Below are 22,823 nucleotides of genomic sequence, written 5' to 3' on the forward strand. Positions count from 1 at the left end.
GCGCGGGCGTTCTTGTTTGGCGTTGGAGCGCGAGGTGCGCGCTACTCGTTGTGAGGTGGCTTTCCGCCCGTAGACGCGTGATCCAGCGGCGGAACCGAAGCGGTGCCCTTGCTTGCCGCGCTCGCCGCGACAGCGGCAGCGGCCGCTTCCTTGGCGGCGTTGGCAGCGGTCTCGGCAGCAACGGCTGCACGCTCGGCGGCGGCGGCGGCCGAAGCGGCGGCAGCGGCAGCTGCGGCGCGATCCTTCTCGGGCAAACCGGCGGCCGCAGGCTTGCTGATCGCGGTCATGCCAGCGCCTGCCTGTAGCGCGCCTGTCTCGACGGCGGCGCCGGTCGGTGACGGCGTCGGAGCGGCAGGAGCGGTTGTCTGGACAGCCGGGATGGCAGGCGAGGTCTCGGCCGGTGCCGCGGCCTGCTCGACCGGCGCTACGGGCGCGGCCGGTGGCGTGTTGTCTGCAGCAGCCGCAGCGGGCGTCGCAGCTTCAGCTGCGGGTGCAGCAGCGGCCTGCTGCGGAGCGACGCCCATCGCCTCGGCCTTGCGCATCGGCGCCGGCGGGTGATCGCCGCTCTCCTCGGTGGGGGTCGTCTCGGCGGCAGCGGACTGCTGACCGGTCTTGTTGTTCGGCTTCACGCCGTCGCCCCAGCAGACGGTCGCCGAGGCGGTGCAGGTGTGCTCGTCGAAAAGAACGACGTCGAGGAAGAGCTCGCAGTTGACGCTCTTCTTGCCCGTCTGGTAGGCGCTGACGCCGTTCTGCGCCGCCCACTCGGAGATGTGCTTGTCGAGCAGGTTCTTGGCGTCGTTGGTCGGGCCTTCCTTGCCGTAGTCGTTGACCGTGAAGCCAAACTTCTTGCAGGCGGCATCGGCCGGCGACGACAGCGCGGTGAGCGCCAGGAGCACCGACGTTAAGGCGAGCGATGGCTTAGCGCGCATTGGAAATCCCCCGTCGAACGGACAAAAAGTCCGATTCCAAAGCCTTATAATAGGGCACCAGGCCCATGCCTAGACTTCGGGCCTGCAAACATGTGCAGGATAAATGCAGCGTGAGCGCGGCACTTAGACGGATCAATTCATGTAGGGTGAATCACCGCCATTGGGGCCGATGCCCGAATCGAAAAAGAAGCCGCTGTCGAACGGACCGCCCGGCGACTGCTTGTTGATGTAGGGGTCGATGTAGCCGCCATAGAGCTGGAAGTAGCGGGCGATCTCTGCTGGCGAAGAGCCCTGCTCGACCGTGCCCTGGCGATTGCTGTAGGCACGACGGGGCTTCTTTTTCTGAGTGCTTTCAGCAGCGTAAGCGCCGGGCACGAGATAGTCGCCAGCCCCGCCCAGGGTGGCAAGCATCAGGATGCCGGCGGCGACGATGCCTCCCGTGCACACGCGAATAAGGCTCATGATCCAAGTCCTTGTTGGTTCTAACCACCCCATATGGGGGCTGAAGATAACGGAAAACGCCTCGACGACGCGCAATTCTCCCTGGCGGTCGGCGTTTTGCCCGCCGCTGTAACCCATTGACCACGCCGGGCAGCACGCGTGCCGACGCTCCAGCCGGGCGTACATGGCCCTGCCGGAGCAACAATCATCGCCGCGAGCTACGAGAGAATGGTTAACGAGCCCGGTAAAATTGTGCTGATTCGGCGCAAGACCGTTGTGCGCCGCGAACCTCAGCCCGTCTTGCAGATCGTCGAGGTGCCGCGGCAGTTGTAGCCGAGGCCGCCCGGCGAGCACTTGTAGCCGTTAGAGGTGACCCTGTAGCCGGGGGTCGAGCCGGTCGCCATGAACGCCGCCCAGACGCTCCAGTCGAACGACTGCAGGATCGCCTCCTTCACCTGGAACTTGGCGCCGTCGATCGAGCCCGCCGTACCTGAGGCGGTCTTCTTGAAGCAGGCGGCTTCGGCGGTGCCGGCAAAGCCAGCGAAGACGACGGTGACGGCCAATGCGGCCGCGCAGGACAACTTGATCATCGGTAAGCTCCCCGGACATCGCAAAAACAATGGCCGAAGATTGCCGCAGACGCGCGCCGTTGCCCATCGCTGACGCGCGTGCAGCAAAAAAAGCTAGGGGATCGTTGCCGCCCGGTGACGCCATGTGTCGGCACGCACGGCGCCGGCTGGGCGTCAGGACGACTGCAGATTGACCGCTTTCGGACCCTTGCCGCGCTTGTCGGGCTCGGTGTCAAAGGAGATGCGTGTCCCCTCGTCGAGGTTGCCGATGCCGGCGCGCTCGACGGCCGTCACGTGGACAAAAACGTCCTTGCCGCCATCGTCGGGCTTGATGAAACCGTAGCCCTTTTGCGAGTTGTAAAATTTTACGGTGCCGCTCTGGCGCATCGCGAAATCTCCTTACGTGCGCAGTCAACAAAAACGGCGCGGCTCAAGCGAGACCGCACCGGGGGAAGCTCGGGAAACTGTTCGCAATGCGGGGGGGGAAAAGCGCGGGAAAACGACATGCGCGCAACATTCTCAAAAGCTACTTGCAGTCTCCGCCGGGTCGACCGCTCCCCGAGCGCGCAAAGTATCCGGGAAAAAGATTCACGAGGCAAGCGTCAGAGAGCAGACGATCCCCCCTTGGCGGCCTCGCTTCCAAGCTCCTCGAGGCGAAAACCGGCGCCCTTTCCTTGCGCTAGCAAGCGCGCCAACTCGGGCAGCAGGACGTTGAGATTGGTCGCCAGCGTAAACGGCGCGTTGACCGCGATGAGCCCCGCTCCGTTGAGACGCGTCTCGTCCTCGCCGCCACGGATCATCAGCTCGATCGCCAAAGCTTTCGGCAGAGCGAGGGCGGCGACGTTGCGCCGGAAGGCGGCGACCGGCCTTAGCTCCTTGATCGGATACCAGAGCAGGTAGGTGCCGCCGGCGAAACGCTTCGCCGCCTCGCTCAGCGCCACGACCAGCCGATCGAGCTCGCCCGCTTCCTCGAACGCCGGATCGATGAGAACGACGCCGCGCCGCTCCGGCGGCGGCAGCAGCGCCTTCACCGCGGTCCACGCGTCGAGCTCCATTACCTTCACCTGCCGGTCGCGCGCGAACAGAGCCTTGAGCTCCTGCTGGTCCTCGGGATGCAGCTCGTTGACGATGAGGCGATCCACGTCGCGCATCAGCGCCCGCGCGATGAGCGGGCTGCCCGGATAGCGCAGCAGTGCGCCGTCGGCATTCAGCTCACGAACCACGCTTAGGTAGGACGCGAGCAAGTCAGCTACCGGCGGCGCCAGCCCGGCCTCCATGACCCGGCCGATACCGTCGCGCCATTCGCCGGTCTTTTGCGCCGGCTCGGAGGAGAGATCGTACAGTCCGATGCCGGCGTGGGTGTCGATGACGCGGAACGGCGCCGTCTTCAGCTTCAGGTGCTCGATCACCAGCGCGAGCACGCCGTGCTTGACGACGTCGGCGAAATTTCCGGCGTGGTAGGCGTGACGGTAGTTCATGGCGCTCGCTTCGGCACCTGCGGCACCGCTTGTCAGCCTGCCGGGATGTGGATGCGGCAGCTTTCCGAAATTCTTTCGACCCTGTTCCCTGCGGAACGGCGCGGGCCCCGTGCGGCTGGCACTATTACCCCATCAGAGCACGGCAGGCCCAACGCTCCTGACGCGCTCTGCGGGTTAGCTCCCCGTCTCCTCCTGAACTCGAAGCCCCGCGCTCCCCCCGCGGGGCTTTTTTTGTCCGCGGCAACGCTCAGGCCTTACGCTCCCACTTCCCGGCCGCGCTCTGCTGCCAATAGGTGACCGGGCAGCCGGCCGATTTGGCCGCCGTCCACTGCGCGCGCGCGACCTTCACCGCATCCGTGTCGTTGCCGTCGAACAGGTAGACGATGCGCACGAAGCCAGTGAAGCTCTCGGCTTCCGCGCCGTCGACGAGAAAGCGGACGCCAGCCCCGTTCGGCGTCTCGCCCGTCGTGGTGAGGTAGACGGGCTGGTCAGCGGAATACCCTTCCTTCGCCGCACCGTGGGCCAGGAAGCTGTCCTCCCTATACGTCCACAGCGCCAGGTCGATGGCCGCGAGCCGTTCCTGCGATCCGGCCTGCACCACCGCCCGCCAGCCGCGCTCGAGCGTCTTCTCGACGAGGGTCGGCAACACCTTCTCGAGCGTCTGCTGCTCGAGGTGGTAGAACAGAACTTCGGTGGAGGTCGGCGTCGCCTGCTCGGGTGTCATGCGGGAATTATACTCACCGCAAAGCGCGATGCACGCCATGCATGGCTTGGCAATTTGCATGCTGCGACGCAAGGGCGATTTGCCCTTGCGCCACGCTAGTCCGTTACCTACTTATCGGGGTCCGGAACGGCGCCAGACGTGCGGCTGTCGTCCGTGCGGGCGGTGAGCTGGGTGGCATCTTCGGGTTCGCCACCCCTCCCGTCCGCTGCATTCCCTCAAAGCTTGGATAAATCTCAGAGCGACAGATCGGGTCAGCGCTTCACGCTGGTCAGATAGCGCTTGGGCACTTCGCCGGCGGCGACGAGCGCGTCCACGCAGCGACGCGACAGGCTGCGGCGTGAGGCGAGCATGCAGCTGCGCAGCTCGGGCGTGCCGATCGAGTACTTCGCACAGAAGCGATAGTAGTCACGCTCGCATGCAGAGTTGACGCGCGCCGAGTAGGCATCCGCCGTCGAGCCGGCAGCAAACGCCATGAGAGCAGCCACACCCGCAGCGGCTGCACGTATCACCGGGCGCGCCCGGCCGTGTGAGCACCTGTGCATTGATCCCAGTTTCTCTCTTTGAGCTTCCCCTCGGGCTTGCGCCCACGGGCTGCATCCCCACTGCAGCACCGCGAATCCAAGCTAGCTCAGCACCTCAATCAAGAACAGTGACCGGAGGGCCGCGCCGCCGCAAAAAATGCCATCAGCGCTTATGCTTAGCGTACGGATTTTCACCCTTGCGCAGGTTCAGGCGCAGCGGCACGCCGGGCAGGTCGAACGCCTCGCGCAGACTGTTGGTGAGGTAGCGGATGTATGATTTCGGCAAGTCTTCGGGACGCGAACAGAAGGCGACGAACGTCGGAGGTCGCGTCGATGGCTGCGTGATGTAGCGCAGTTTGATGCGCCGGCCGCTGACGGCAGGCGGCGAGTGACGCGCCAGCGCCTCTTCAAGCCAGCGGTTGAGACTGGGAGTTGGAACGCGCCGGTTCCAGCTGTCGTAGGCGTCGAGCACCGCCTTTGCCAACTTGTCGACGCCACGGCCGCTCAGCGCCGACAGCGGCACCAGCGTCACGCCCGGCACCTGCGACAGCCGCTCGCCGAGCGTTTCGCGTAGCTCCTTGAGCGTCTTCTGCTTGTCCTCGACAAGGTCCCACTTGTTGACGGCGATGACGAGCGCGCGTCCCTCCTCGGTGACGAGATCGCCAATCGTCAGGTCCTGATGCTCGAAGGGGCGCTCGGCGTCGATCAGCAGCACGACGACTTCGGCAAACCGGATGGCACGAATGGCATCGGAGGCGCTGAGCTTCTCCGCCGCCTCCGTGATCTTCGCCTTGCGGCGCAAGCCGGCGGTGTCGAACAGGCGCACCTTGCGCCCCAACCATTCGAGATCGCTCGGCACGGAATCGCGCGTCAGCCCCGGCTCCGGGCCGGTGATCATCCGCTCCTCACCGAGGATGGCGTTGACGAGCGTCGACTTGCCGGCGTTGGGGCGCCCGACGATCGCCACGCGGATCGGTCGCGCCGTAGCCGGCGGCTCTTCCGCGTCCTCGCCCGGCCGCACGTATTTGAGACCCAGCGCGGCGAGCATCTCGCCGACGAGATCGCTCAGCCCTTCCCCGTGCTCGGCAGAGATCGCGACCGGCTCGCCGAAGCCGAGCTCGTAGGCGGCATAGAAGCCTTCTTCGCCGGCTCGGCCTTCGCTCTTGTTGGCGACCAGCACTATCGGACGGCCCGATGCGCGCGCCAGTTTGGAGAACGACTTGTCGTCGGACGTGATGCCCTCGCGCGCATCGATGACGAACAACACGAGGTCGGCAGCGGCCAGCGCCGCCTCGCTCTGCTGGCGCATGCGCTCGGCGATCGACCCGCGCTTCGCCTGCTCGAGCCCGGCGGTATCGACGATCGTCACGAGGTTGCCGGCAAGGTCCGCCTCTTCCTCGCGTCGGTCGCGCGTAAGCCCCGGCATGTCGGAGACGAGCGCGCTGCGCTTGCCGGTCAGCCGGTTGAAGAGCGTCGACTTGCCGACGTTAGGCCGGCCGATGATAGCGATGACGGGAGGTGAGGACATGGAGGACGACGGACCGGGGCTGATGGGAAGCGGCGCTTATCGCGCATTCGCCGCTCCGAAGATAGAGCGGCGCCCCCAACGGATCCGTTAAGCTAGTTGAGCGCCATGAGCGTGGCGCTGTCGCTCAGGACGTACATGCGACCCTGCGCGACGACCGGGGCGATATAGAAGGCCCCGCCCAGCTCTTTCTGCCCGGTGACCTTGCCCGTCGTCGCTTCGACGCTGACCAAGGTGCCCCCCGTCGACGTGAGCCAGAGATGGTCGCCGGCGAGCGTCGGCCCCGCCCACGCACCGTTGCCCGGCAGCTTCGTGGCCCATTGCGTCTTGCCGTCGCTACGCGACAGCGCCATGAGCTGTCCTTGCGTATCGACCACGAACACACTGCCGCCCGCCACCCAGGGAGTCTGGGTGCCGGGCACGTTGATCGACCACAGCCGCTCGCCGCTCGCCGCCTGCGTGGCGATCATGCGGCCCGCATGGCCAACCGCGAATACGGTGCCGCTGTCGATCGCGGGACGCGCCGCGTCGCTCATCGATGCAACTTGCGACGTGGTGCGCGTGCGCGCGAGATTTTCCGACCAAGCGGTCGTGCCGTCGGCCACGTTGAGCGCGACGAGGTCGCCCGACGGATAGGGCACGACAACGATGTTGCCGTCGACCGCAGGGCTCGCATTGTTTATGAGGCTCGCCTGCTGGGGCACGCCGCGGGCCGACCAAATTTCGCCGCCGTCGGCGCCGGCGAAACAGAAGAAGCGACCATCGAGCGATATGACGAAAACCCGGTCTCCGGCCGCCGTCGGCGAGGAGCGGATCGGCGCCTCGAGCTGCTTCTCCCAGATCGCCTTGCCGTTTTGCGGATCGATGGCGACGACGTTGCCGTAGCCGCTCGCCGCGTACAGGCGCCCGTTGTCGAACGCCAGACCGCCGCCGTAGCCGCCGCCACTGCTACTGCCGCCAAATGAATACCAAGGCCCGCTGCTTTCGCGCTTCGGTTTGAGCGATACGCGCCAGATGGCCGAGCCGCCTGAAGTCGAGAAGGCGGCAACGTTGCCCTCCGCGTCGAGCGTATAGACGCGGTCGCCTTGCACGATCGGCCGTGCAGTCAGACGTCCGCTGCTGCCCGAGCCTTCGCCGATGTCGACGCTCCACACGACGTTGGCGGCGCCGCCGAACGCGAGATTTCCGGGGGCGTTGTTCGCGTCACCGCCCGGCTGCGTCCAGTTCTCGTTGACGCGCGGCGCCGGCAGCGTGATCGGGGTGAAAGCAGCGGCAAGCTCGCCCGTCTCCGGCCCGACCGCCTGCATGACGGGGACGCGCTTACCGGGAAGCGCCACCTGCTTTTCGGCGAAGGGGTTCAGGTTAGCGAGCTTAGGGAGCGATGGTCCGTCGCCGGCGCAGCCGGCAAGCAGCACGACGGCGCAGAGCCCTGCACCAACCACACCGCTCCGCGTCCCACCCCTCATAAATCCCCCGTTCAGTCCTTTTTGGCCGGCGGCATCGTGGGCGCCGGCGGTGTCGTAGCAGCCGGCGGACTTTCAGACTTTGCCGGCGCGGCAGCCGGTGCCGGCGCGTCGGCCTTCTTGGCGATCTCTCCGGCAGCGATCTCGGCCATCACGATCTGTGCTCGCTCGCTGATGCTCTGCGGCGTCGATTGATCGATGAACAACGGCGTCAGCAGCGTGCGCGCCTCCGTCGTCTTGCCGGCCTTGTAAGCGGCCAAGCCCAGCAGCTCCCGTGCACTGTACCGCCACGCGCTGTTTTCAGCCATCAGAGGGGTGAGCCGATTCTCCATCTCGGTAAAGTCAGCCTCCCCGAGACGCAGGCCAGCCGCCTGGATCTTTGCAAACTCGCGCAGCATCGGATCGGCGCCCGCATCGTTGGCGAGTGCCTCGTATGTGGAGAGCGCTTCTGCCTTCTTCCCCTGCTTGGCGAGCGCGCCACCGAGTTGCAGTTGCGCCAGTGAACGGTATCCGCCGGCGCCGTCGCCTGCGATCTTCTCGAATTCCTTCTCGGCGCTGCCGTCCTTCTTGTCGTTCAGAAGGATCAGCGCGTCCTCGTAGCGCGCGCCGGACTCCTGCGCTGCGGCGAGCCGATGGCTTTCCCAGTATTTGAAGCCGAGCACGCCAAACACCACCGCGGCTGCGGCCGCGAGGACGTAGGTGCCGTACTCCTTCCAGATCTTTTCGAGGCGTTCGCGCCTCAGCTCTTCCTCGACTTCGCGGAGAAGACCGTCGTCCTGTTGTGCCATCGCTTGCTCTTTTCAGCCCTTGCCCTTGGCGCGTTTCTTGACAGAGGCCCGGTGGGCTTCTGGATGCCGCATACATAACCGACGGCATCCCCCGCGCAAGCGATTGATCGGCCGGGGTGCCGAGGGAAGGCGCTCGTTACGCTTTGCTGCTCGGGGTTTTCGACTTTTTCGTGGCCCTGCCGGTGTTTGCCCCGACCCGCTCGGGCGCGCGGCGCTCCTTTGAGGGCGCCCCGTCCTGCATTGCATAGGTATGCTCGGGGGTGGGGAACGCGCGGGTCCGCACGTCCTCTGCATACGTGCGGATGGCGTCCTCGATGACCTCGCCGACCTTGCCGAACTTCTTGACGAAGCGCGGTACGCGCGGGCTCAAACCCAGCATGTCCTCCATGACCAGGATCTGGCCGTCGCAGGCGAGCGAGGCGCCGATTCCGATGGTCGGTATCGGAATGGAGGCCGTGATGCGCGCGGCGAGCGGCTCGGTGATCGCTTCGAGCACGATCCCGAAGGCACCGGACTCGGCGACCTGGCGCGCGTCTTCCTCGATCGCCGCCCATTCCTCGCGCTGCCGCCCTTGCGCCTTGAAGCCGCCGATCACGTTCACCGACTGGGGCGTGAGGCCGATGTGCGACATCACCGGAATGCCGCGATCGACGAGATAGCGGATTGTTTCCGCCATGCGCCGGCCGCCCTCGATCTTCACAGCGCCACAGTCGGTCTCTTTCATGACCTTCGCGCAGTTTCTGAAGGCGACGGCCGGACTCTCCTCGTAGGAGCCGAATGGCATGTCGACGACGACCAGCGCGCGCCGGGCGCCGCGCACCACGGCGCGCCCGTGCATGATCATGAGGTCAAGGGGAACTGGAACGGTTGTCTCATAGCCATGCATAACCATGCCGAGGCTGTCGCCCACGAGCAGGAAATCGCAATAGCGGTCGGCGATCGCGGCCGTGTGCGCATGATAGGCGGTGAGGGCGACGATTGGCTGGCGGCGCTTCATCGCCGCAATATCGGGCGCCATCAAGCGCTTCTGGGTGCTGTGAACCGACATGAACTGAAGGATACTCTCTTTATGGACTGGCGTCGCGGCAACCTAGTGATCCTCAGCCCCGCAAACCAGTGGCGCGGCTGCCGCGCCTTGCAATCGATCTTCGAAAGGAGTTCCTTTTCAGCGTCTTGCTAACGAAGATTTAGGGTTAAAATCATCATATAGAACGATCTCTTCCAGGACACTTCGCAAATTCCGTTTGGGGGCCTTCCGTGCAAACGATTGTGAAAATCAACGCTGGCGCCATTTCCGGCAGCCTCCGTCTCTCCACAGTAGCCATTTTCCTCGCCGCCGGATTGCTGGTTGCAGCAACGCCGGAACGCGCCGAGGCCCAGTTCTATCCCTGGGGATGGGGTAACACAGCTCCTTGGCAACAGAAGCCGCGCCGCCAACGCCGTGCCGCTCCCCGTTACGTCGAGCCGACGGACGAGAAGCCGGCGACCGCGCTGCCCAAGCCGACCGGTCCCCTGGTGCTCGTGGTGTCGATCGGGAAGCAGACGGTCACGGTCTACGACGACGGCAAGGTCATCGCCAAGTCGCCGATCTCCAGTGGCACGGCGTCGAACCCGACGCCGACCGGCATCTTCTCGATCCTCGAGAAGAACCGCTATCACTACTCCAACCTCTATGGCGGCGCGCCCATGCCGTTCATGCAGCGTGTGACCAACTCCGGCGTCGCCATGCACGCCGGCGACCTGCCAGGCTACCCCGCCTCACACGGTTGCATCCGCCTCCCCTATAGCTTTGCGCGCAGCTTGTTCGGCATCACCGACGTCGGCGCTCGCGTCATCATCACTGATGAGGATCCGACCCCGGCGGAGTTCAACAGCCCGCACCTGGTCGCACCGCTGCCTCCCGACAACGTCGTGCAGAACGCCGCGGCACCGGGCGCCTCCAATATGATCGGCGTAAGCCCCGCTACGGCCGGCGATGGCACGCGCACGCGCGGCATGGCCGCCGCCCGGCGCGCCGCCGAGCGCGACCGGCTCGTGTCGGCCATCACCGAAGCGGAGAATGCCAAGACGGCTGCCCAGAACCAGGCGATCGCCGCCGCCAAGGCCGTGCAGGACGGCAAGGACCTGATCCGCAAGGAGCGCGGCGAGGAAGGCCGTCTTGCCGAGGCCGCACGCAAGGCAGCCAAGGCCGCCGACCAGGCAGCCGACAAGTTCAAGGATCTCACCGCCAAGCTCGCCAAGGTCGACGTCGCCACCCTCGATGCTGCAACGCTCGACAAGCAGAAGGCCGAGGAGGAGACGGAAGAGACCAAGATGCTCGACGACGCCGACGCCGCCGTTGCCGCCAAGCGAGTCGCCGAAACGCAGTCTGCCAAGGCCAAGCAGGCCGTGGCCGACGCCGGTGCGCTCGAGAAGGCACGCAAGGTCGCCGCCGAGGACGTGAGGCACGCGGAAGAGGTGCTCGAAGGCGCCAAGGCCACGCTCGTCGCCGCCGACGCGCTCGATGCCCGCAAGGACTATCCGGTCTCGGTCTTCATCAGCCGCAAGACCGGCCGCCTCATCGCCAAGCTCGGCTTCGTGCAGGTCCTCGACGTGCCGGTGACCATCGCCGCCGCCGACAAGCCGCTCGGCACGCACGTGCTCACCGCCACCCATTTCACCGACGGCGAGAAGGCACTGCGCTGGAACTCGGTTACGTTTAAGCCCTCCGAGACCGCGCAGTACATCCGCCGCAAGAAGCGCCGCCACGACGACGAGGCGCCGGTGGTGGCGGCCAGTCATGACGCGGACGCTGCCGCGGCGCTGGAGCGCATCCAGATGCCGAAGGAGACCGCCGAGCAGCTCGCCGAGCTGATGAAGCCTGGCTCCTCGTTCATCATTTCCGACTACGGCCTCAGCCGCGAGACGAGTGCGCGTACCGAGTTCGTGGTCGAGCCGTGGCGCAGCCGTCCGGACAGCGCCGAGACGCGCTACTACTAAATTCGCCGGGCGGCGCGTCGGGCTGTCATCCTGGCAGCTTGATGTGCCGCTCCGGCGGTGAGCTTACGACGGCGACCTCATCACCGATCGACACGCGGCCACCCTCGAGCACTTTGCAGGTCACGCCGCCACGCCATTCGGGGTGCAGCGCTTTGAGCAGACCCTTGCGCGCTGCCTCCATGCGCGCACACGGGCTCGTCGGATAGGTGACCTCGAGCAGCGCCGCGCCGATCCGCAACGTCGCGCCGATGGCCCGCGGCAGGCGGACGCCCTCCACCAGAAGATTGGCGCGCCGCATCGTCCAATCTAGATCGAGCGCGCCCGGATCGCCTTCCGCGGCCAGCTGCGCCAGCGCCGCCTCCCAATCCTCGCGGGCGAGGATGGTCACGGCGCGGCGCTTGAACTTCGCGCCCTTGTGGTCCCCGGCAACGCCGGCTTCCAGGCTGATCTCGACAGCGTCGACCGTCTGCATCGGCGCGAACCGTGCTGGACGCCAGGCGATGCCGATCAGTCTGCCCGTCATGCACTAGTGTCCTGATCGCGAAATTCGTCTCATCTTGCGGAGGGCTCCGAACGAATTTCGCGATCTGAAGGACACTAGCGAGAGTAGATGTTTCTGGCGTGATTCAGATCGAGAAGTCCGCTTACTGAACCCAGCCTAGCGCGACGTCGCGGACCTCTCGATCATCACGCCAGCGGCGAGACGCCGATGACGAGCTCGTGCAGGTAGAGGACGATGAGCGCGTAGAGCGCCACGCCGAGCACCACGACGATCACGTCGTTGATCCACGGTCCGCTGCCCTTGCCGAGCGGGCCCAGATCGCCGCGCTTCTTCACCGAGATGCGGTCATAGACGGCGAAGGCGAGGAAGCTGCCGAACAGTATGAGCGCCGCGAGATTGCCGTTGGCCAGAAGGTGGGCGAGCGCCCAGATCTTGATGGCCACCAGCATCGGATGCTTCAGCATGACGTGGATATGCGAGGGGATGTACGTCGCGACGAGCGCGATCATCGCCGGCAGCATCAGGGCCAGGGCGAGGTGGCGCGACCAGGTCGGCGGATCCCAGAGGATCGGATTCTTACCCGGATGAAGCTGCAGCTTGTAGAAACCGAGCACGATCAGCGCGAGGCCAACGAGCGAGAAAACCCCGAAAATCGCCTTGTAGCCGCCGGGTCCGAAGCGCGCGATCAACCCGTTCTTCAACTCGACGTTGGCGGGCACCAAGTGAACCGCAAAGAACAAGATCAGTCCGATTACCATCACTAGCATGGCGTCCTCCCCAGGAATTTTCTCGCGCGCCGGCCCCATCGTTGCCACGCTGCGGCCATCTCGGTAGGCTTTTTTAGTGTTCGGACGGTTCGGCCGCTAGTGCGCTCGATCGTCCGTGGTCGCGGGGACCAGTGCCTTGTCCAGCGTTCGAGGTGCTTCATGCAGTCACCCCGCGTACCCGTGCGTCAGCCGGTAGATCGATCCGGCAGGCCTCACTTGCGTCTTGTAGCCGGTACCCAGTTGCGGAATGCGTCCGATGCCTTCCACTTCGAAGGAGAACCGGCCATGGCCGCACACGCTCAAGTAAAACCCGATTTCGACGGCGCCGACGATCGCCAGCTCGCCGACGACATCGCGCGCGCCATGCGCCATAGGCCGCTGATGAGCCGCCTTGGCCGTGTCGATGCGGTGAACGCCAAGACGCCCGCCGCGGCCGTGCGAGCAACGCCCCTTGCGGCGGTGCCGGACGTCGCCGAACCGCCGCCCGTCGCCCAAGAGGAACGCTCGATCGAGGAAGTGATCGACGACCTGGGGTACGCGGCGGCGCCGCCCCCCAGCGCTCAGTGGCTCGACAAGGCGCGCAGCGCTCAACGCGCCGAGCGCCGGCGGCATGCCATCGCGTGGGTGACGACGCTCGGCATTGCCGGGGCTATCGTCGCCTCGGCGTCGCTGCTGCTGCACATCTGAGACCTAGGGCAGAAAGCCCTTATCGAGATTGAGCGCCTGGCGCGACGTCTCGCGGCCCTTGGCGTCGCAATGCGTCGCCGTCCACGCGACGTGCGTGCCGCCGTCTTGCGAGGTGCGCGACTTCAGGCTGGCGCCGATCTTGTCGCCGCCCTTGGCCCCGATGGGCTCCAGCAGGGGAAAATAGAGCTGCTCCCAATGGGTGCGCGGGGCATCCGGCGCGGTCGACAGCGTGATGCCGGGCACCAGCTCCGCCGTCCACCACAGGGCGAAGCCATAGACGGTCGCCCCGTTTTTCAACGTCCAACTCACGTCACCTTTGCGGGTGGAGTGGGCATCGCTGCCGAACGCGATCGAATCCCATGCCTTGGCTTCGAGAAGCTCGTTGGCCCTTAGCGTGCGGACGTAGATGTTGTTGAGGCTCATCGTGCGCGCGACGGAGAGATCGAAGCCGGTCTCGTCCCAGGCGGCGAACTCCTTGTGGATGCGGTCGCTGACCACCGGCGCGACGAACTGCTCGAGGCTGCGCGGGATGATGACGCCGCGAGGCTTGAGGAAGCGCTTCTTCGCATCCGCCAGCGTCTCGATCATGTGCTCTTCGAACGCGAAGTTGCCCAGCGTCTCCGACACGACGACATCGACCTTCGGCGGATCGACCATCTCCGTCGAGTGGCAGGGAATGAGATGGCAATTGCGCGCGCCGTTGGCTTTCAGGACTTTAGCCGCGACGCCGGCCACCTCCGCAGTCTCGTAGAGGAACACCTCGCGTGCGCCAAGCTTCGCCGCCATCAGGGCCAGCAGCCCGGTGCCGGTGCCGATGTCGGCGACAGTCGTCTCGCCCTTCTTGATGACCGCGCGCAGCGCCGCCTCGAAAGCCTGGTTGCGCACGCGGTCGGCGATGAGCGTCCGATGATATTCGATGCGCATGAGATTATAGCGTCAGGTGTGGGCTGCGGATCTGATAGAGGACGAGCGCGGTCGCGACCGCCAGGTTCAGCGAGTCGAGTTGCCCGGCCATCGGAATTTTGACGAGGCGCGTGCAGGCGGCGGTCAGCGGCTCAGACAGCCCTGGCCCTTCGCTGCCCATGAGCAAGAGTGTGGGCGCACGGTACTTCACCTTGCGAAAGTCCTGGTCGGCCTCGAGGTGCGTGCCGACGACGTCGCCCTGCCAGCCGCCGAGCCAGCGCACGAATGCCTCGCGCTGCACCCGCGCCAGCGGCACGGCGAACACCGAGCCCATCGTCGCGCGCACGCACTCGTGCGAATAGGGATCGCAGCTCGCACCGATGAGGACGATGCCGGCCGCGCCGACCGCATCGGCGGTGCGGAGGATGGTGCCGAGGTTGCCCGGGTCGCGAATTTCTTCGAGCGCCAGCCACACCGCGTCGCGCTCGATGCGCGGCGCTGGCGGCAGCTCGATCCAGCGCTGCTTGAACACGCCCAGCATGCTCTGCGGATTGTCCTTCGTGGAGAGCTTGCCGAGCACCGCCTCGGAAACCTCCAGGCACTCGACGCCCGACTTCAGCGCCCAGGCGACAAGACCTTGCGCGATGCCACCCGTGGCGCTGCCCGTGCGATAGACGAGCGTCTCCGGCACAAAGCCGTTGTCGCGCGCGGTGACGAGCAACGATGTGCCCTCGGCGACGAACAGCCCGGTCTCCTTGCGCTCCTTACGCATCTCCAGCGCGCGGATCGCCTTGATGCGATCGTTCTGCAGGCTGGTGATCGATTTCGGCTGAACCGTCATGCCCCGCACCAGCGGGTGAAGAGCGACGTCGGTACGGCGCGCGTGCCGTTCTCCTCGCGAATGGCGAGCTCGCCCGACTGGAACGTGCCGCCGCGTCCGGCAAGCACCTCGCGGCAAAGCTGCTCGAAGGCGAGCGACGAAGCGCGGATGGCGTAGACGGTGAGCACCAGCGAGGCCTGCGGCGCCAAGAGCGCGGCGACGTCCTTCATCAGCGGCGGCAGGCTGGTGAACAGGTCCCACACCTCGCCTTCGGGGCCGCGGCCGAACTTCGGCGGATCGACGAGCACGACGTCGTAGGTCTTGCCGCGCCGTACCTCGCGGGCGACGAACTTCGTCGCGTCGTCGAGCATCCAGCGGATCGGTGCCGCCGAAAGCCCCGACGCCGCCTGGTTCTCCTTCGCCCAGGTGATCGCCTTCTTCGACGCGTCGACGTGCGTGACGTGCGCACCAGCCGCGGCGGCCATGAGCGAAGCCGCACCCGTATAGGCGAAGAGGTTCAGCACGCGCGCCGGCTCGCGCTTTTCCGCCAGGCGCTCGAGCATCCACTGCCAATGTGGCACCTGCTCGGGGAAGAGGCCCATGTGGCGGAAGCTTGCCAGGCGGCACAGCACCGTCGCCGCGCCGACCTTCACCGGCCAGCTCTCCGGCACCGGCTTGTCGATGCGCCAGCGGCCCTTGTCCTCGTCGTCGTCGCCGGCGAACACAGCGTTGGCGTTCTTCCAGGCGCGCTCGCCCGCGCTCGGGGTCCACAGCGCCTGCGGCTCGGGCCGGTCGACGACGACCGTGCCGAAGCGCTCGAGCTTGCGGCCGTTGCCGCTGTCGATCAGCGCGTAGTCGCCGAAACCAGCCGTCTCGATGAGTTGCAGCCGCGCCTCGACGGCGCCCGGCGCAGAGGCGCTGGCAACGTTATCGCGGCGGCGGTGGTGCTCGTGGGCCATAGGATGGGTTTGGCGCATCGTATCGCGCCTGAAAAGCGCTTTTCACGCTTTAGGGCAAAGCGTTCATGTGCGCGTCAGGTTTCGGGGCATATGGAAGTCGGCGTTAAGCGCGGAATGCCCGGACGGCGACGGAATATTTGCCACCGGGCGTTACAGTACTAGCAGCTGGCGAGCCCACGTCCCCCCTAAGGCTCCCACCGGCCGCAAGCATCGTGGTCCAGTGTATTCGTGGTAACGCCGCAGCACTGGACCACCTCGCGCGGCCCTTCCCTCGCAACCCTGCGCAGTTTGCCGCACGTCCCTGTCACGCGCGGCGGCCTCCCTGTGACATTTCCGGTCCGCCAAGCACTTGCCCTGATCCACTCGCGGCGAGCGCAACACATGCGTGGCGAGTAGGCGGCGAAATCGCCAACGGATCGGCAAGTCCGCCGCGTTCATTCCCCGTGCCGCGCAGGCGGCAAAAAACAAACGGGAGATGACACATGCATCTGAAACGCGCCGCCGTACTCGTTGGTGCTCTCGGTCTCGCTGCACTCGCCGCTCAGCCGAGCTTCGCGCGCGACCGCGGTCCCGACCACTGGGAGCAGCTCGGCTGTCAGAAGGTCGGCTTCCTCGTCGACCGCGACGTGATCCGCGTTGGCCGTCGCGACGGAAAGTTCAGCGCCATCCGCCTCGAGGTGTCGGGCAACACCGTCTTCATGAACGACCTTAGGGTGGTGTACGGCAACGGCGCGCCGGATGACATCGCGGTGCGCTCGGAGATCCGCGACGGCGGCCAGACCCGCGCGCTCGATCTGAAGGGCCGCGGCGAGCGCGTCATCGACCGCATCGAGATGACCTATCGCGCCAAGCCGAACTTCAAGGGCTCGGCGAAGGTGTGCGTGATGGGCCTCACCTAAGCGCGTTGCGGGTCCGGTGCGGGCGCCGCACCGGACCATTCACATTCTCGCTTCGTGATTAGTCGATGTCGGCGACCTCGACCTGCGCGCCGCCCTTGATGCGCTGCGCCAATGCGCTCTCGATGAACGGATCGATCTCGCCGTCGAGCACCGCGTCCGGGTTGGTGCTCTGCGTGCCGGTGCGCAGGTCCTTCACGAGCTGGTAGGGCTGCAGCACGTAGGAGCGGATCTGGTGGCCCCAGCCGATCTCCGTCTTGCTGGCGGCCTCGGCGCTCGCCTTGTCCTCGCGCTTCTTCAATTCGAGCTCATAGAGTCGCGACTTGAGCATCGCCCAGGCGATGGCGCGGTTCTTGATCTGCGAGCGCTCCTGCTGGCTCGCGACGGCGATGCCGGTCGGGATGTGGGTGATGCGCACGGCTGAATCGGTCGTGTTGACGTGCTGGCCGCCGGCGCCGGACGAGCGATACGTGTCGACGCGGCACTCGCTCTCGTTGATCTGGATGTCGATATCGTCGTCGATCACGGGGTAAACCCACACCGAGGCGAAGCTCGTGTGGCGGCGCGCGTTGGCGTCATAGGGCGAGATGCGCACCAGCCGGTGCACGCCCGATTCCGTCTTCAGCCAGCCGTAGGCGCCCTCGCCCTTGATCTCCATGGTGACGGACTTGATGCCCGCTTCTTCGCCGGGGCTCTCCTCCAGCGTCGACACCTTGTAGCCGCGCTGCTCCGCCCAGCGCATGTACATGCGCGCCAGCATCGACGCCCAGTCCTGGCTCTCCGTGCCGCCGGCGCCGGCGTGCACCTCGACGTAGGCGTCGTTGCCGTCCGCCTCGCCCGACAGGAGCGCCTCGACGCTGCGCCGCTGCGCCTCCTCGTCGAGCTTCTTGAGCATGGCTTCGCCTTCGGCGATCGAGGCGTCGTCGTCCTCCGCCTCGCCGAGCTCGATGAGCGTCACGCCGTCGTCGAGACCGCGCGCCATCTCCTGATAGGTATTGATCGAACGCTCGAGCTGCTGGCGCTGGCGCATAACCTTTTGCGCCGCCTTGCTATCGTTCCAGAGGCTCGGATCCTCCGCGCGCTTATTCAGCTCGGCAAGTCGTTGCTGGGCAGTATCCCAGTCAAAGATGCCTCCGCAGGAGACCTAGGGCCTCCTTGATGGATTCGACGAGCTTTTGCGCTTCGGCACGCATTGTGGTCTCCGGGGCGATGCGATTTCAGGATGTTTGCAAGTGATATAGTCGCGGCGGGCGCGACTGTAAACGCGAAGGCACGCCGCAGTGGCGTGCCCGCCCGTTCAGGCGCCGCGTTTCAGCAGACTTTTCACCACAGGCCGCCCCGCCCCGAGCCGTATCCCGGGCTGCTGCGTGGCGAGGAATCGTAGGCGTCGTCGGCCGAGCTTTCGTCGTCGCGTCCCGGCATCGCCCCCGTACCCTGATCCGTGAAGCCGATCACGGAATAAGCATCGTCCGGCTCTTCGCCCGGCTTGAACGCCTCCATGATGCTCTGCGGATCTTCCTCGCCGGCACGCAATCCCGTGCGCAGGTTGATGCGGGCCAGCTTGACGCCCGGCGGAATACGGAAGGGAGCGGCCGGCTGATCGGCCAGCGCCGTCTTCATGAAGCTGCCGAAAACGGGCGCGGCCACCTTGCCGCCGGTGTTGCCCTTGCCCATCGGAACAGGCGTGTCGTAGCCCATAAAGACGCCGACGACGAGGTCGGGCGAATAGCCGACGAACCACGCATCCTTCTCTTCGTTGGTCGTGCCGGTCTTGCCGGCGAGCGGCCGCTCGAGCGCTTTCAGCGACGTCGCCGTGCCGCGCTGGATGACGCCCTCGAGGATCGAGGTCATCTGGTAGGCCGTGTGCGGGTCGATGAGCTGCACGCGGTCGTCGGGGATTTCAGGCTCTTCCTGGCCGTTCCACGCGTCGGACTTGCAGCTCTCGCACACGCGCTGATCGTGGCGCCAGACGGTGCGCCCCCAGCGGTCCTGGATGCGGTCGATGAGCGTCGCGCGCACCTGATGCCCGCCGTTGGCGATCGAGCAATAGGCGGTGGTGAGGCGCAGCAGCGTCGTCTCGCCGGCGCCGAGCGACATCGACAGCACCGGCAATAGATCGTCATAGACCCCAAAGCGCTTCGCGTAGTCGGTGATGATCGGCATGCCGAGGTCCTGGGCCAGGCGCACGGTCATCTGGTTGCGGGAGTGCTCGACGCCGAAGCGCAGCGTGGAAGGGCCGGCCGAGTGCTCTTTCTCGTAGTTCTCCGGCTTCCAGATGTCCTGGCCCGGACCCTGCTCGATCTCGATGGGCGCATCGAGAATGATCGATGTCGGCTTGTAGCCGTTGTCGAGCGCCGCCGCGTAGACGAGCGGCTTGAACACGGAGCCGGGCTGACGCTTGGCCTGGATGGCGCGGTCGAACTGGCTCATGGCGAACGAGAAACCGCCGACCACGGCGAGCACGCGTCCCGTGTTGGGATCAAGCGCGACGATGCCGCCACCGACCTCGGGGATCTGCATCAGCGACCACACGCCGCCGACGTCGTCCGGGTTCTTCGGCGCCACGTAGATCACGTCGCCCGGCGAGACGACGTCACCGGCAGCCTTGGGCGCGCCCTTCTTGGTCTTCGCCCACTTCATCTCTTCGAAGGCGACCTCGACGGCCTCGCGCTTGCCGACGAGCGAGCCGTCCTGCTGCTTCTCGGGACGCAGGCCGACCGTGATCTTCGTCGGCTCGACCTTCAGCACCACGCCGAGCCGCCAGGGCTGAATATCGTTCGGGCTCTCGACCACGTCGAGCGCCTTGCCCCAGTCGCCGGCAATATCGAGGTGGGTCTTCGGACCCCGCCAGCCCTTGGTGCGGTCGAACTGCACCAGACCGTCCATCAGCGAGCGGCGGGCCGCCTGCTGCAGCCGCGGATCGAGCGTGGTGCGCACCGACAGGCCACCGTTGTAAAGCTTGTCCTCGCCGAACTGATTGAGCAGCGAGCGCCGCACTTCCTCGGCGAAGAAGTCGGCCGCAAAGATATGCGCCCCGGTCTGCCGCAGGTTGACGCCGAGCGGCTTCTCTTTCGCCGCCGCTTCTTCCTCGGCGCTGATGTAGCCGTTCTCGTGCATCTGGCCGATGATCCAGTTGCGGCGGATCAGGGCCTGCTTCTCGCGGCGGAACGGGTGATAGTTGTTGGGACCCTTCGGGAGCGCCGCCAAATAGGCGACCTCCTCGACCGTCAGATCCTGCAGCTCCTTGTTGAAATAGCTGAGGCTCGCGGCGGCGATGCCGTAGGCACCGATGCCGAAATAGATCTCGTTGAGGTAGAGCTCGAGGATCTTGTCCTTCGAGTAGGCGCGCTCGATGCGGATGGCGAGGATCGCCTCCTTGAGCTTGCGCTGCATCGAGCGCTCGCTGGACAGGAGAAAGTTCTTCGCGACCTGCTGGGTGATGGTCGAGCCGCCCTCCGCACGCCGGTCGCTGCCTTGGATCTTCGACTCGATCACCTTGAACACCGCGCGCGCGACGCCCTGGAAATCGACGCCGCCGTGATCGTAGAAGCGGCGGTCCTCCGCCGACAGGAAGGCGGCGATCACGCGCTTCGGAATGGTGTTGATCGGCACGAAGATGCGCCGCTCGCGTGCATACTCGGCGATCAGCGCGCCGTTATGCGCATGGATGCGCGTCATCACCGGCGGCTCGTACTTCGCCAAGCTCTCGTAGTCGGGGAGATCCTGCGAGGTCTTCCACAGCAGATAGCCTGCGCCCGCCGCGGCGCAGAGGAACACGACGACGCCGGCCGCGAACGTGAAGCCGAGCAGGCTCAGGAGCAGGCTCTTGCGCCGCTTGCGCCGGCGTGGAGCCGGCGGCGGATCGTGCGGATAGATCGGATCCGGCGGGTATAGGGGCTCGCGCATCAACCTCTAATTCCGTTGATCGTGCGTGGTCGGTTGATCTGGCATTCCGCGCGGGCCCGTTGGCGACAGGGAGGCGACGTCGCGAAGCAGGCACATTAACACGGATTGTGGCATCAAGTCGTCGCTCACCTGGGTTTACCTAACGTGCAGGCGATGCAGGGGTCGGTTCATCGCGCCTTGGCTGTACGCTTCGAAAAATAAGAGTCGATCGCCGTGCCTATTGCCACGGCAACGCGTCGCTGCCAGGCCGCCGAATTGAGCAATTTCTCGTCCTCGGGGTGGCTCATATAGCCCAACTCGACCAGGACCGAGGGCGTGTCCGCCTGACGCAGCACCTTGAACGCCGCCGAACGCTGCGGACGCCCCGCGAGGGAAATGCTTGTCCCCAACCCCTTGACCAGCGTGTTGGAGAAGTCGGCGGAGAAATTGGACGTCTCCCGCTTCAATAGGTCGATCAGGATGTTGCGGACTTCGCCCTCCTCCTGGAACTTTGCCGTCTGCAAGCCGGCTACCGCGTCGGAGTTGTTCTCCTTGTCAGCCATACGCTGCGCCTCCTCGTCCGAAGCCTGTTCGGAGAGCGTATAGACGGTGGCGCCGCGCACGGTCCGCGCCGCGCCTTTCTGGGCGATGGCATCGGCGTGCAGCGAAATGAACAGATCGGCGGCGAGATCGCGCGACATCTTGAGCCGCTGGTCGAGGGGGATGAAAACGTCGGATGCCCGCGTCATCCGCACGTCATAACGGCCGCCAGCCGCCAACTGCTGTTTGAGGGCATGGGCGACGGCGAGGACGATCGTCTTCTCCTTCAGATTGCCGGCACTGATCGTGCCGGGGTCGATGCCGCCGTGGCCCGCATCGATGAGGATGACCGGCTTGATGCGATCCCGTTTTAAAGCCGGGGGAGCCCGCGTTTCCGGCGGGGGAGGCGCCTCGGCTTTCGCTGCACCTGCCTTCGCTGCACCCGTGCCCGCGCCGAACGACTGGGCCGAAGTCTGTGCGAGCGCAATCTTGAGCTCCACGGCCTTGCCGCCGGTTGGCGTCATGTCGGCGCGCTTGAGGACCACCGGACCCGTGGTGTCGAGGACAACGCGCGCCTTACCCTCGGCAAGCAGGCCAAAGCGAAATGCAGAGACGAGCCCGCGTCCTTTTTCGCCCGTGCCGTCGGGAAGATGGAAGGCAACGTCGGGAAGGTCGATCACCACCCGATAGGGATTGGCGAGGGTAAATATCTCCGCCCGCACACCGGCCGACAGTGCGAGGCGGAACGTCGTCTCCCGCGCATCGCCGCTCACCTCGGCGCTCTTCGCCTCGACCGCGGCACCCTTGCGGTGAATACTCATCGGCTCGGCCGTCGCCGGCATCGGAACGATGAGCCAATGCCCGAGCGCCAATCCGATCAGAACGCCCGCCAGCCAACGCCTCGGACGAGCGCTATGTTGCAGCTGCTTCTGCATCCCCCTCCGCCCCGTAGCAAAGCCTCCCCAGGCCCCACTTTAACCAAACCTTTTCTGATTTTCCCTCAAATTGCATGGAGTTGGCCGGGAGGCTTGCGCCAAGCGCCTTATAACATGCTTGCAAGCCTACCGGCGAACCCGTACTTTCTAGTTCGTTGATGCAGCGGCGCTCTTGCTAGGACAATTGTGCGCCGCAAGATCGAGTTGAACGGGCAACCGTCCTCTCGCTCGCGCCGGTTCGCCGCTCCCCGCGGTCGCCGCCGCTGCAGACCGACGATCGAGTGGTTCGCCCTGCGCCCGCAAGCATACGCTCCGGGTCTTTCGGACGGCGGAGCCTTGAGCCTGAGGGCCAAGCTTGCGCCCGGCGCGACGCAAACCTCTCGAGACTGGCAATCACCACTTGTGCGCTCCGTCATTCGCCCGGGAAAGGCAGGCGGACGGAGCAGGCGGAGTACCGCCCGGCGCCTCGCCGATATGAGGCACCTCGCGGGAGCGCGATCCCTCGCTCTCTC

At 65.9% G+C, this 22,823-nt stretch carries 22 protein-coding genes; 3 read left to right on the forward strand and 19 right to left on the reverse strand.

Going from position 1 to position 22,823, the window contains the following annotated elements; translation table 11 throughout:
• Positions 1-41: 41 nt before the first annotated feature.
• The 11 genes from GIW81_RS06420 to panB form a co-directional block, all read right to left on the reverse strand.
• The gene (locus tag GIW81_RS06420; RefSeq protein WP_154738458.1) at positions 42-929 is read right to left on the reverse strand and encodes a hypothetical protein; all 888 of its coding nucleotides are present in this window, start codon (positions 927-929) and stop codon (positions 42-44) included.
• Between the two features lie 132 nt (positions 930-1,061).
• The gene (locus tag GIW81_RS06425) at positions 1,062-1,508 is read right to left on the reverse strand and encodes a hypothetical protein (protein WP_154738459.1); all 447 of its coding nucleotides are present in this window, start codon (positions 1,506-1,508) and stop codon (positions 1,062-1,064) included.
• 152 nt (positions 1,509-1,660) lie between these two features.
• On the reverse strand, positions 1,661-1,960 hold the full coding sequence (locus GIW81_RS06430; protein WP_154738460.1) for a hypothetical protein: 300 nt from the start codon (positions 1,958-1,960) through the stop codon (positions 1,661-1,663).
• 153 nt (positions 1,961-2,113) lie between these two features.
• Positions 2,114-2,326 (reverse strand): cold-shock protein, encoded by a 213-nt coding sequence (locus GIW81_RS06435; protein WP_154738461.1) that lies wholly within the window; start codon positions 2,324-2,326, stop codon positions 2,114-2,116.
• Positions 2,327-2,541: 215 nt separating this feature from the next.
• On the reverse strand, positions 2,542-3,417 hold the full coding sequence (locus GIW81_RS06440) for a 23S rRNA (adenine(2030)-N(6))-methyltransferase RlmJ (RefSeq protein WP_154738462.1): 876 nt from the start codon (positions 3,415-3,417) through the stop codon (positions 2,542-2,544).
• A 247-nt stretch (positions 3,418-3,664) separates the two neighbouring features.
• Complete coding sequence (locus tag GIW81_RS06445; protein WP_154738463.1) at positions 3,665-4,141, reverse strand: DNA polymerase III subunit chi; 477 nt, start codon at positions 4,139-4,141, stop codon at positions 3,665-3,667.
• 251 nt (positions 4,142-4,392) lie between these two features.
• Positions 4,393-4,614 (reverse strand): hypothetical protein, encoded by a 222-nt coding sequence (locus GIW81_RS06450; protein ID WP_154738464.1) that lies wholly within the window; start codon positions 4,612-4,614, stop codon positions 4,393-4,395.
• A 211-nt stretch (positions 4,615-4,825) separates the two neighbouring features.
• Positions 4,826-6,190 carry a ribosome biogenesis GTPase Der gene (gene der, locus GIW81_RS06455; protein WP_154738465.1) on the reverse strand — a complete coding sequence of 455 codons (1,365 nt, stop codon included), beginning with the start codon at positions 6,188-6,190 and terminating at the stop codon, positions 4,826-4,828.
• 92 nt (positions 6,191-6,282) lie between these two features.
• Positions 6,283-7,629 (reverse strand): outer membrane protein assembly factor BamB family protein, encoded by a 1,347-nt coding sequence (locus GIW81_RS06460; RefSeq protein WP_324614912.1) that lies wholly within the window; start codon positions 7,627-7,629, stop codon positions 6,283-6,285.
• A gap of 35 nt (positions 7,630-7,664) precedes the next feature.
• Complete coding sequence (locus GIW81_RS06465) at positions 7,665-8,438, reverse strand: tetratricopeptide repeat protein (RefSeq protein WP_154738467.1); 774 nt, start codon at positions 8,436-8,438, stop codon at positions 7,665-7,667.
• Positions 8,439-8,574: 136 nt separating this feature from the next.
• Positions 8,575-9,486: a 3-methyl-2-oxobutanoate hydroxymethyltransferase gene (panB, locus tag GIW81_RS06470; RefSeq protein WP_154738468.1), complete on the reverse strand. Its 912-nt coding sequence runs from the start codon at positions 9,484-9,486 to the stop codon at positions 8,575-8,577.
• A gap of 209 nt (positions 9,487-9,695) precedes the next feature.
• Between panB and GIW81_RS06475 the strand changes: the two genes are divergently transcribed.
• A complete protein-coding gene (locus tag GIW81_RS06475) occupies positions 9,696-11,417 on the forward strand; it encodes a L,D-transpeptidase family protein (RefSeq protein WP_154738469.1) in 1,722 nt (573 codons plus the stop codon).
• Between the two features lie 25 nt (positions 11,418-11,442).
• On the opposite strand, the gene GIW81_RS06480 is transcribed toward GIW81_RS06475, so the two are convergent.
• Together GIW81_RS06480 and GIW81_RS06485 are read right to left on the reverse strand one after the other, a co-directional pair.
• Complete coding sequence (locus GIW81_RS06480; protein WP_154738470.1) at positions 11,443-11,940, reverse strand: MOSC domain-containing protein; 498 nt, start codon at positions 11,938-11,940, stop codon at positions 11,443-11,445.
• A 164-nt stretch (positions 11,941-12,104) separates the two neighbouring features.
• Positions 12,105-12,686 carry an NnrU family protein gene (locus GIW81_RS06485; RefSeq protein WP_154738471.1) on the reverse strand — a complete coding sequence of 194 codons (582 nt, stop codon included), beginning with the start codon at positions 12,684-12,686 and terminating at the stop codon, positions 12,105-12,107.
• A gap of 285 nt (positions 12,687-12,971) precedes the next feature.
• Here GIW81_RS06485 and GIW81_RS06490 point away from each other — a divergent pair, with 285 nt between their 5' ends.
• Positions 12,972-13,373 (forward strand): hypothetical protein, encoded by a 402-nt coding sequence (locus GIW81_RS06490; RefSeq protein WP_154738472.1) that lies wholly within the window; start codon positions 12,972-12,974, stop codon positions 13,371-13,373.
• Between the two features lie 3 nt (positions 13,374-13,376).
• Here GIW81_RS06490 and GIW81_RS06495 read toward each other — a convergent pair whose 3' ends face one another.
• Genes GIW81_RS06495 through GIW81_RS06505 form a run of 3 tightly spaced genes read right to left on the reverse strand, consistent with a single transcriptional unit; the run spans position 13,377 to position 16,073 of the window.
• A complete protein-coding gene (locus GIW81_RS06495; RefSeq protein WP_154738473.1) occupies positions 13,377-14,297 on the reverse strand; it encodes a 50S ribosomal protein L11 methyltransferase in 921 nt (306 codons plus the stop codon).
• Between the two features lie 4 nt (positions 14,298-14,301).
• The gene (locus GIW81_RS06500) at positions 14,302-15,117 is read right to left on the reverse strand and encodes a TrmH family RNA methyltransferase (RefSeq protein ID WP_154738474.1); all 816 of its coding nucleotides are present in this window, start codon (positions 15,115-15,117) and stop codon (positions 14,302-14,304) included.
• Entirely contained in the window at positions 15,114-16,073 is a 960-nt protein-coding gene (locus GIW81_RS06505; RefSeq protein ID WP_229309093.1) for a class I SAM-dependent methyltransferase, read from the reverse strand. The genes GIW81_RS06500 and GIW81_RS06505 overlap by 4 nt, the downstream gene beginning before the upstream one ends.
• 464 nt (positions 16,074-16,537) lie before the next feature.
• Between GIW81_RS06505 and GIW81_RS06510 the strand changes: the two genes are divergently transcribed.
• Complete coding sequence (locus GIW81_RS06510; RefSeq protein WP_154738475.1) at positions 16,538-16,954, forward strand: hypothetical protein; 417 nt, start codon at positions 16,538-16,540, stop codon at positions 16,952-16,954.
• A 58-nt stretch (positions 16,955-17,012) separates the two neighbouring features.
• On the opposite strand, the gene prfB is transcribed toward GIW81_RS06510, so the two are convergent.
• The 3 genes from prfB to GIW81_RS06525 form a co-directional block, all read right to left on the reverse strand.
• Positions 17,013-18,144, reverse strand: a protein-coding gene (prfB, locus tag GIW81_RS06515) for a peptide chain release factor 2 (RefSeq protein WP_154738476.1) whose coding sequence is annotated in 2 segments (ribosomal slippage) — positions 17,013-18,074 and positions 18,076-18,144 — 1,131 coding nt in all. Because the reading frame shifts where the segments join, the coding sequence is not laid out codon by codon here.
• A 130-nt stretch (positions 18,145-18,274) separates the two neighbouring features.
• Positions 18,275-20,857: a penicillin-binding protein 1A gene (locus GIW81_RS06520; protein ID WP_154738477.1), complete on the reverse strand. Its 2,583-nt coding sequence runs from the start codon at positions 20,855-20,857 to the stop codon at positions 18,275-18,277.
• A gap of 167 nt (positions 20,858-21,024) precedes the next feature.
• Entirely contained in the window at positions 21,025-22,311 is a 1,287-nt protein-coding gene (locus GIW81_RS06525; RefSeq protein ID WP_154738478.1) for an N-acetylmuramoyl-L-alanine amidase, read from the reverse strand.
• Positions 22,312-22,823 lie beyond the last annotated feature (512 nt).

This window comes from Hyphomicrobium album, assembly GCF_009708035.1.
In the GTDB taxonomy this organism is placed as follows: Bacteria; Pseudomonadota; Alphaproteobacteria; order Rhizobiales; family Hyphomicrobiaceae; genus Hyphomicrobium_A; species Hyphomicrobium_A album.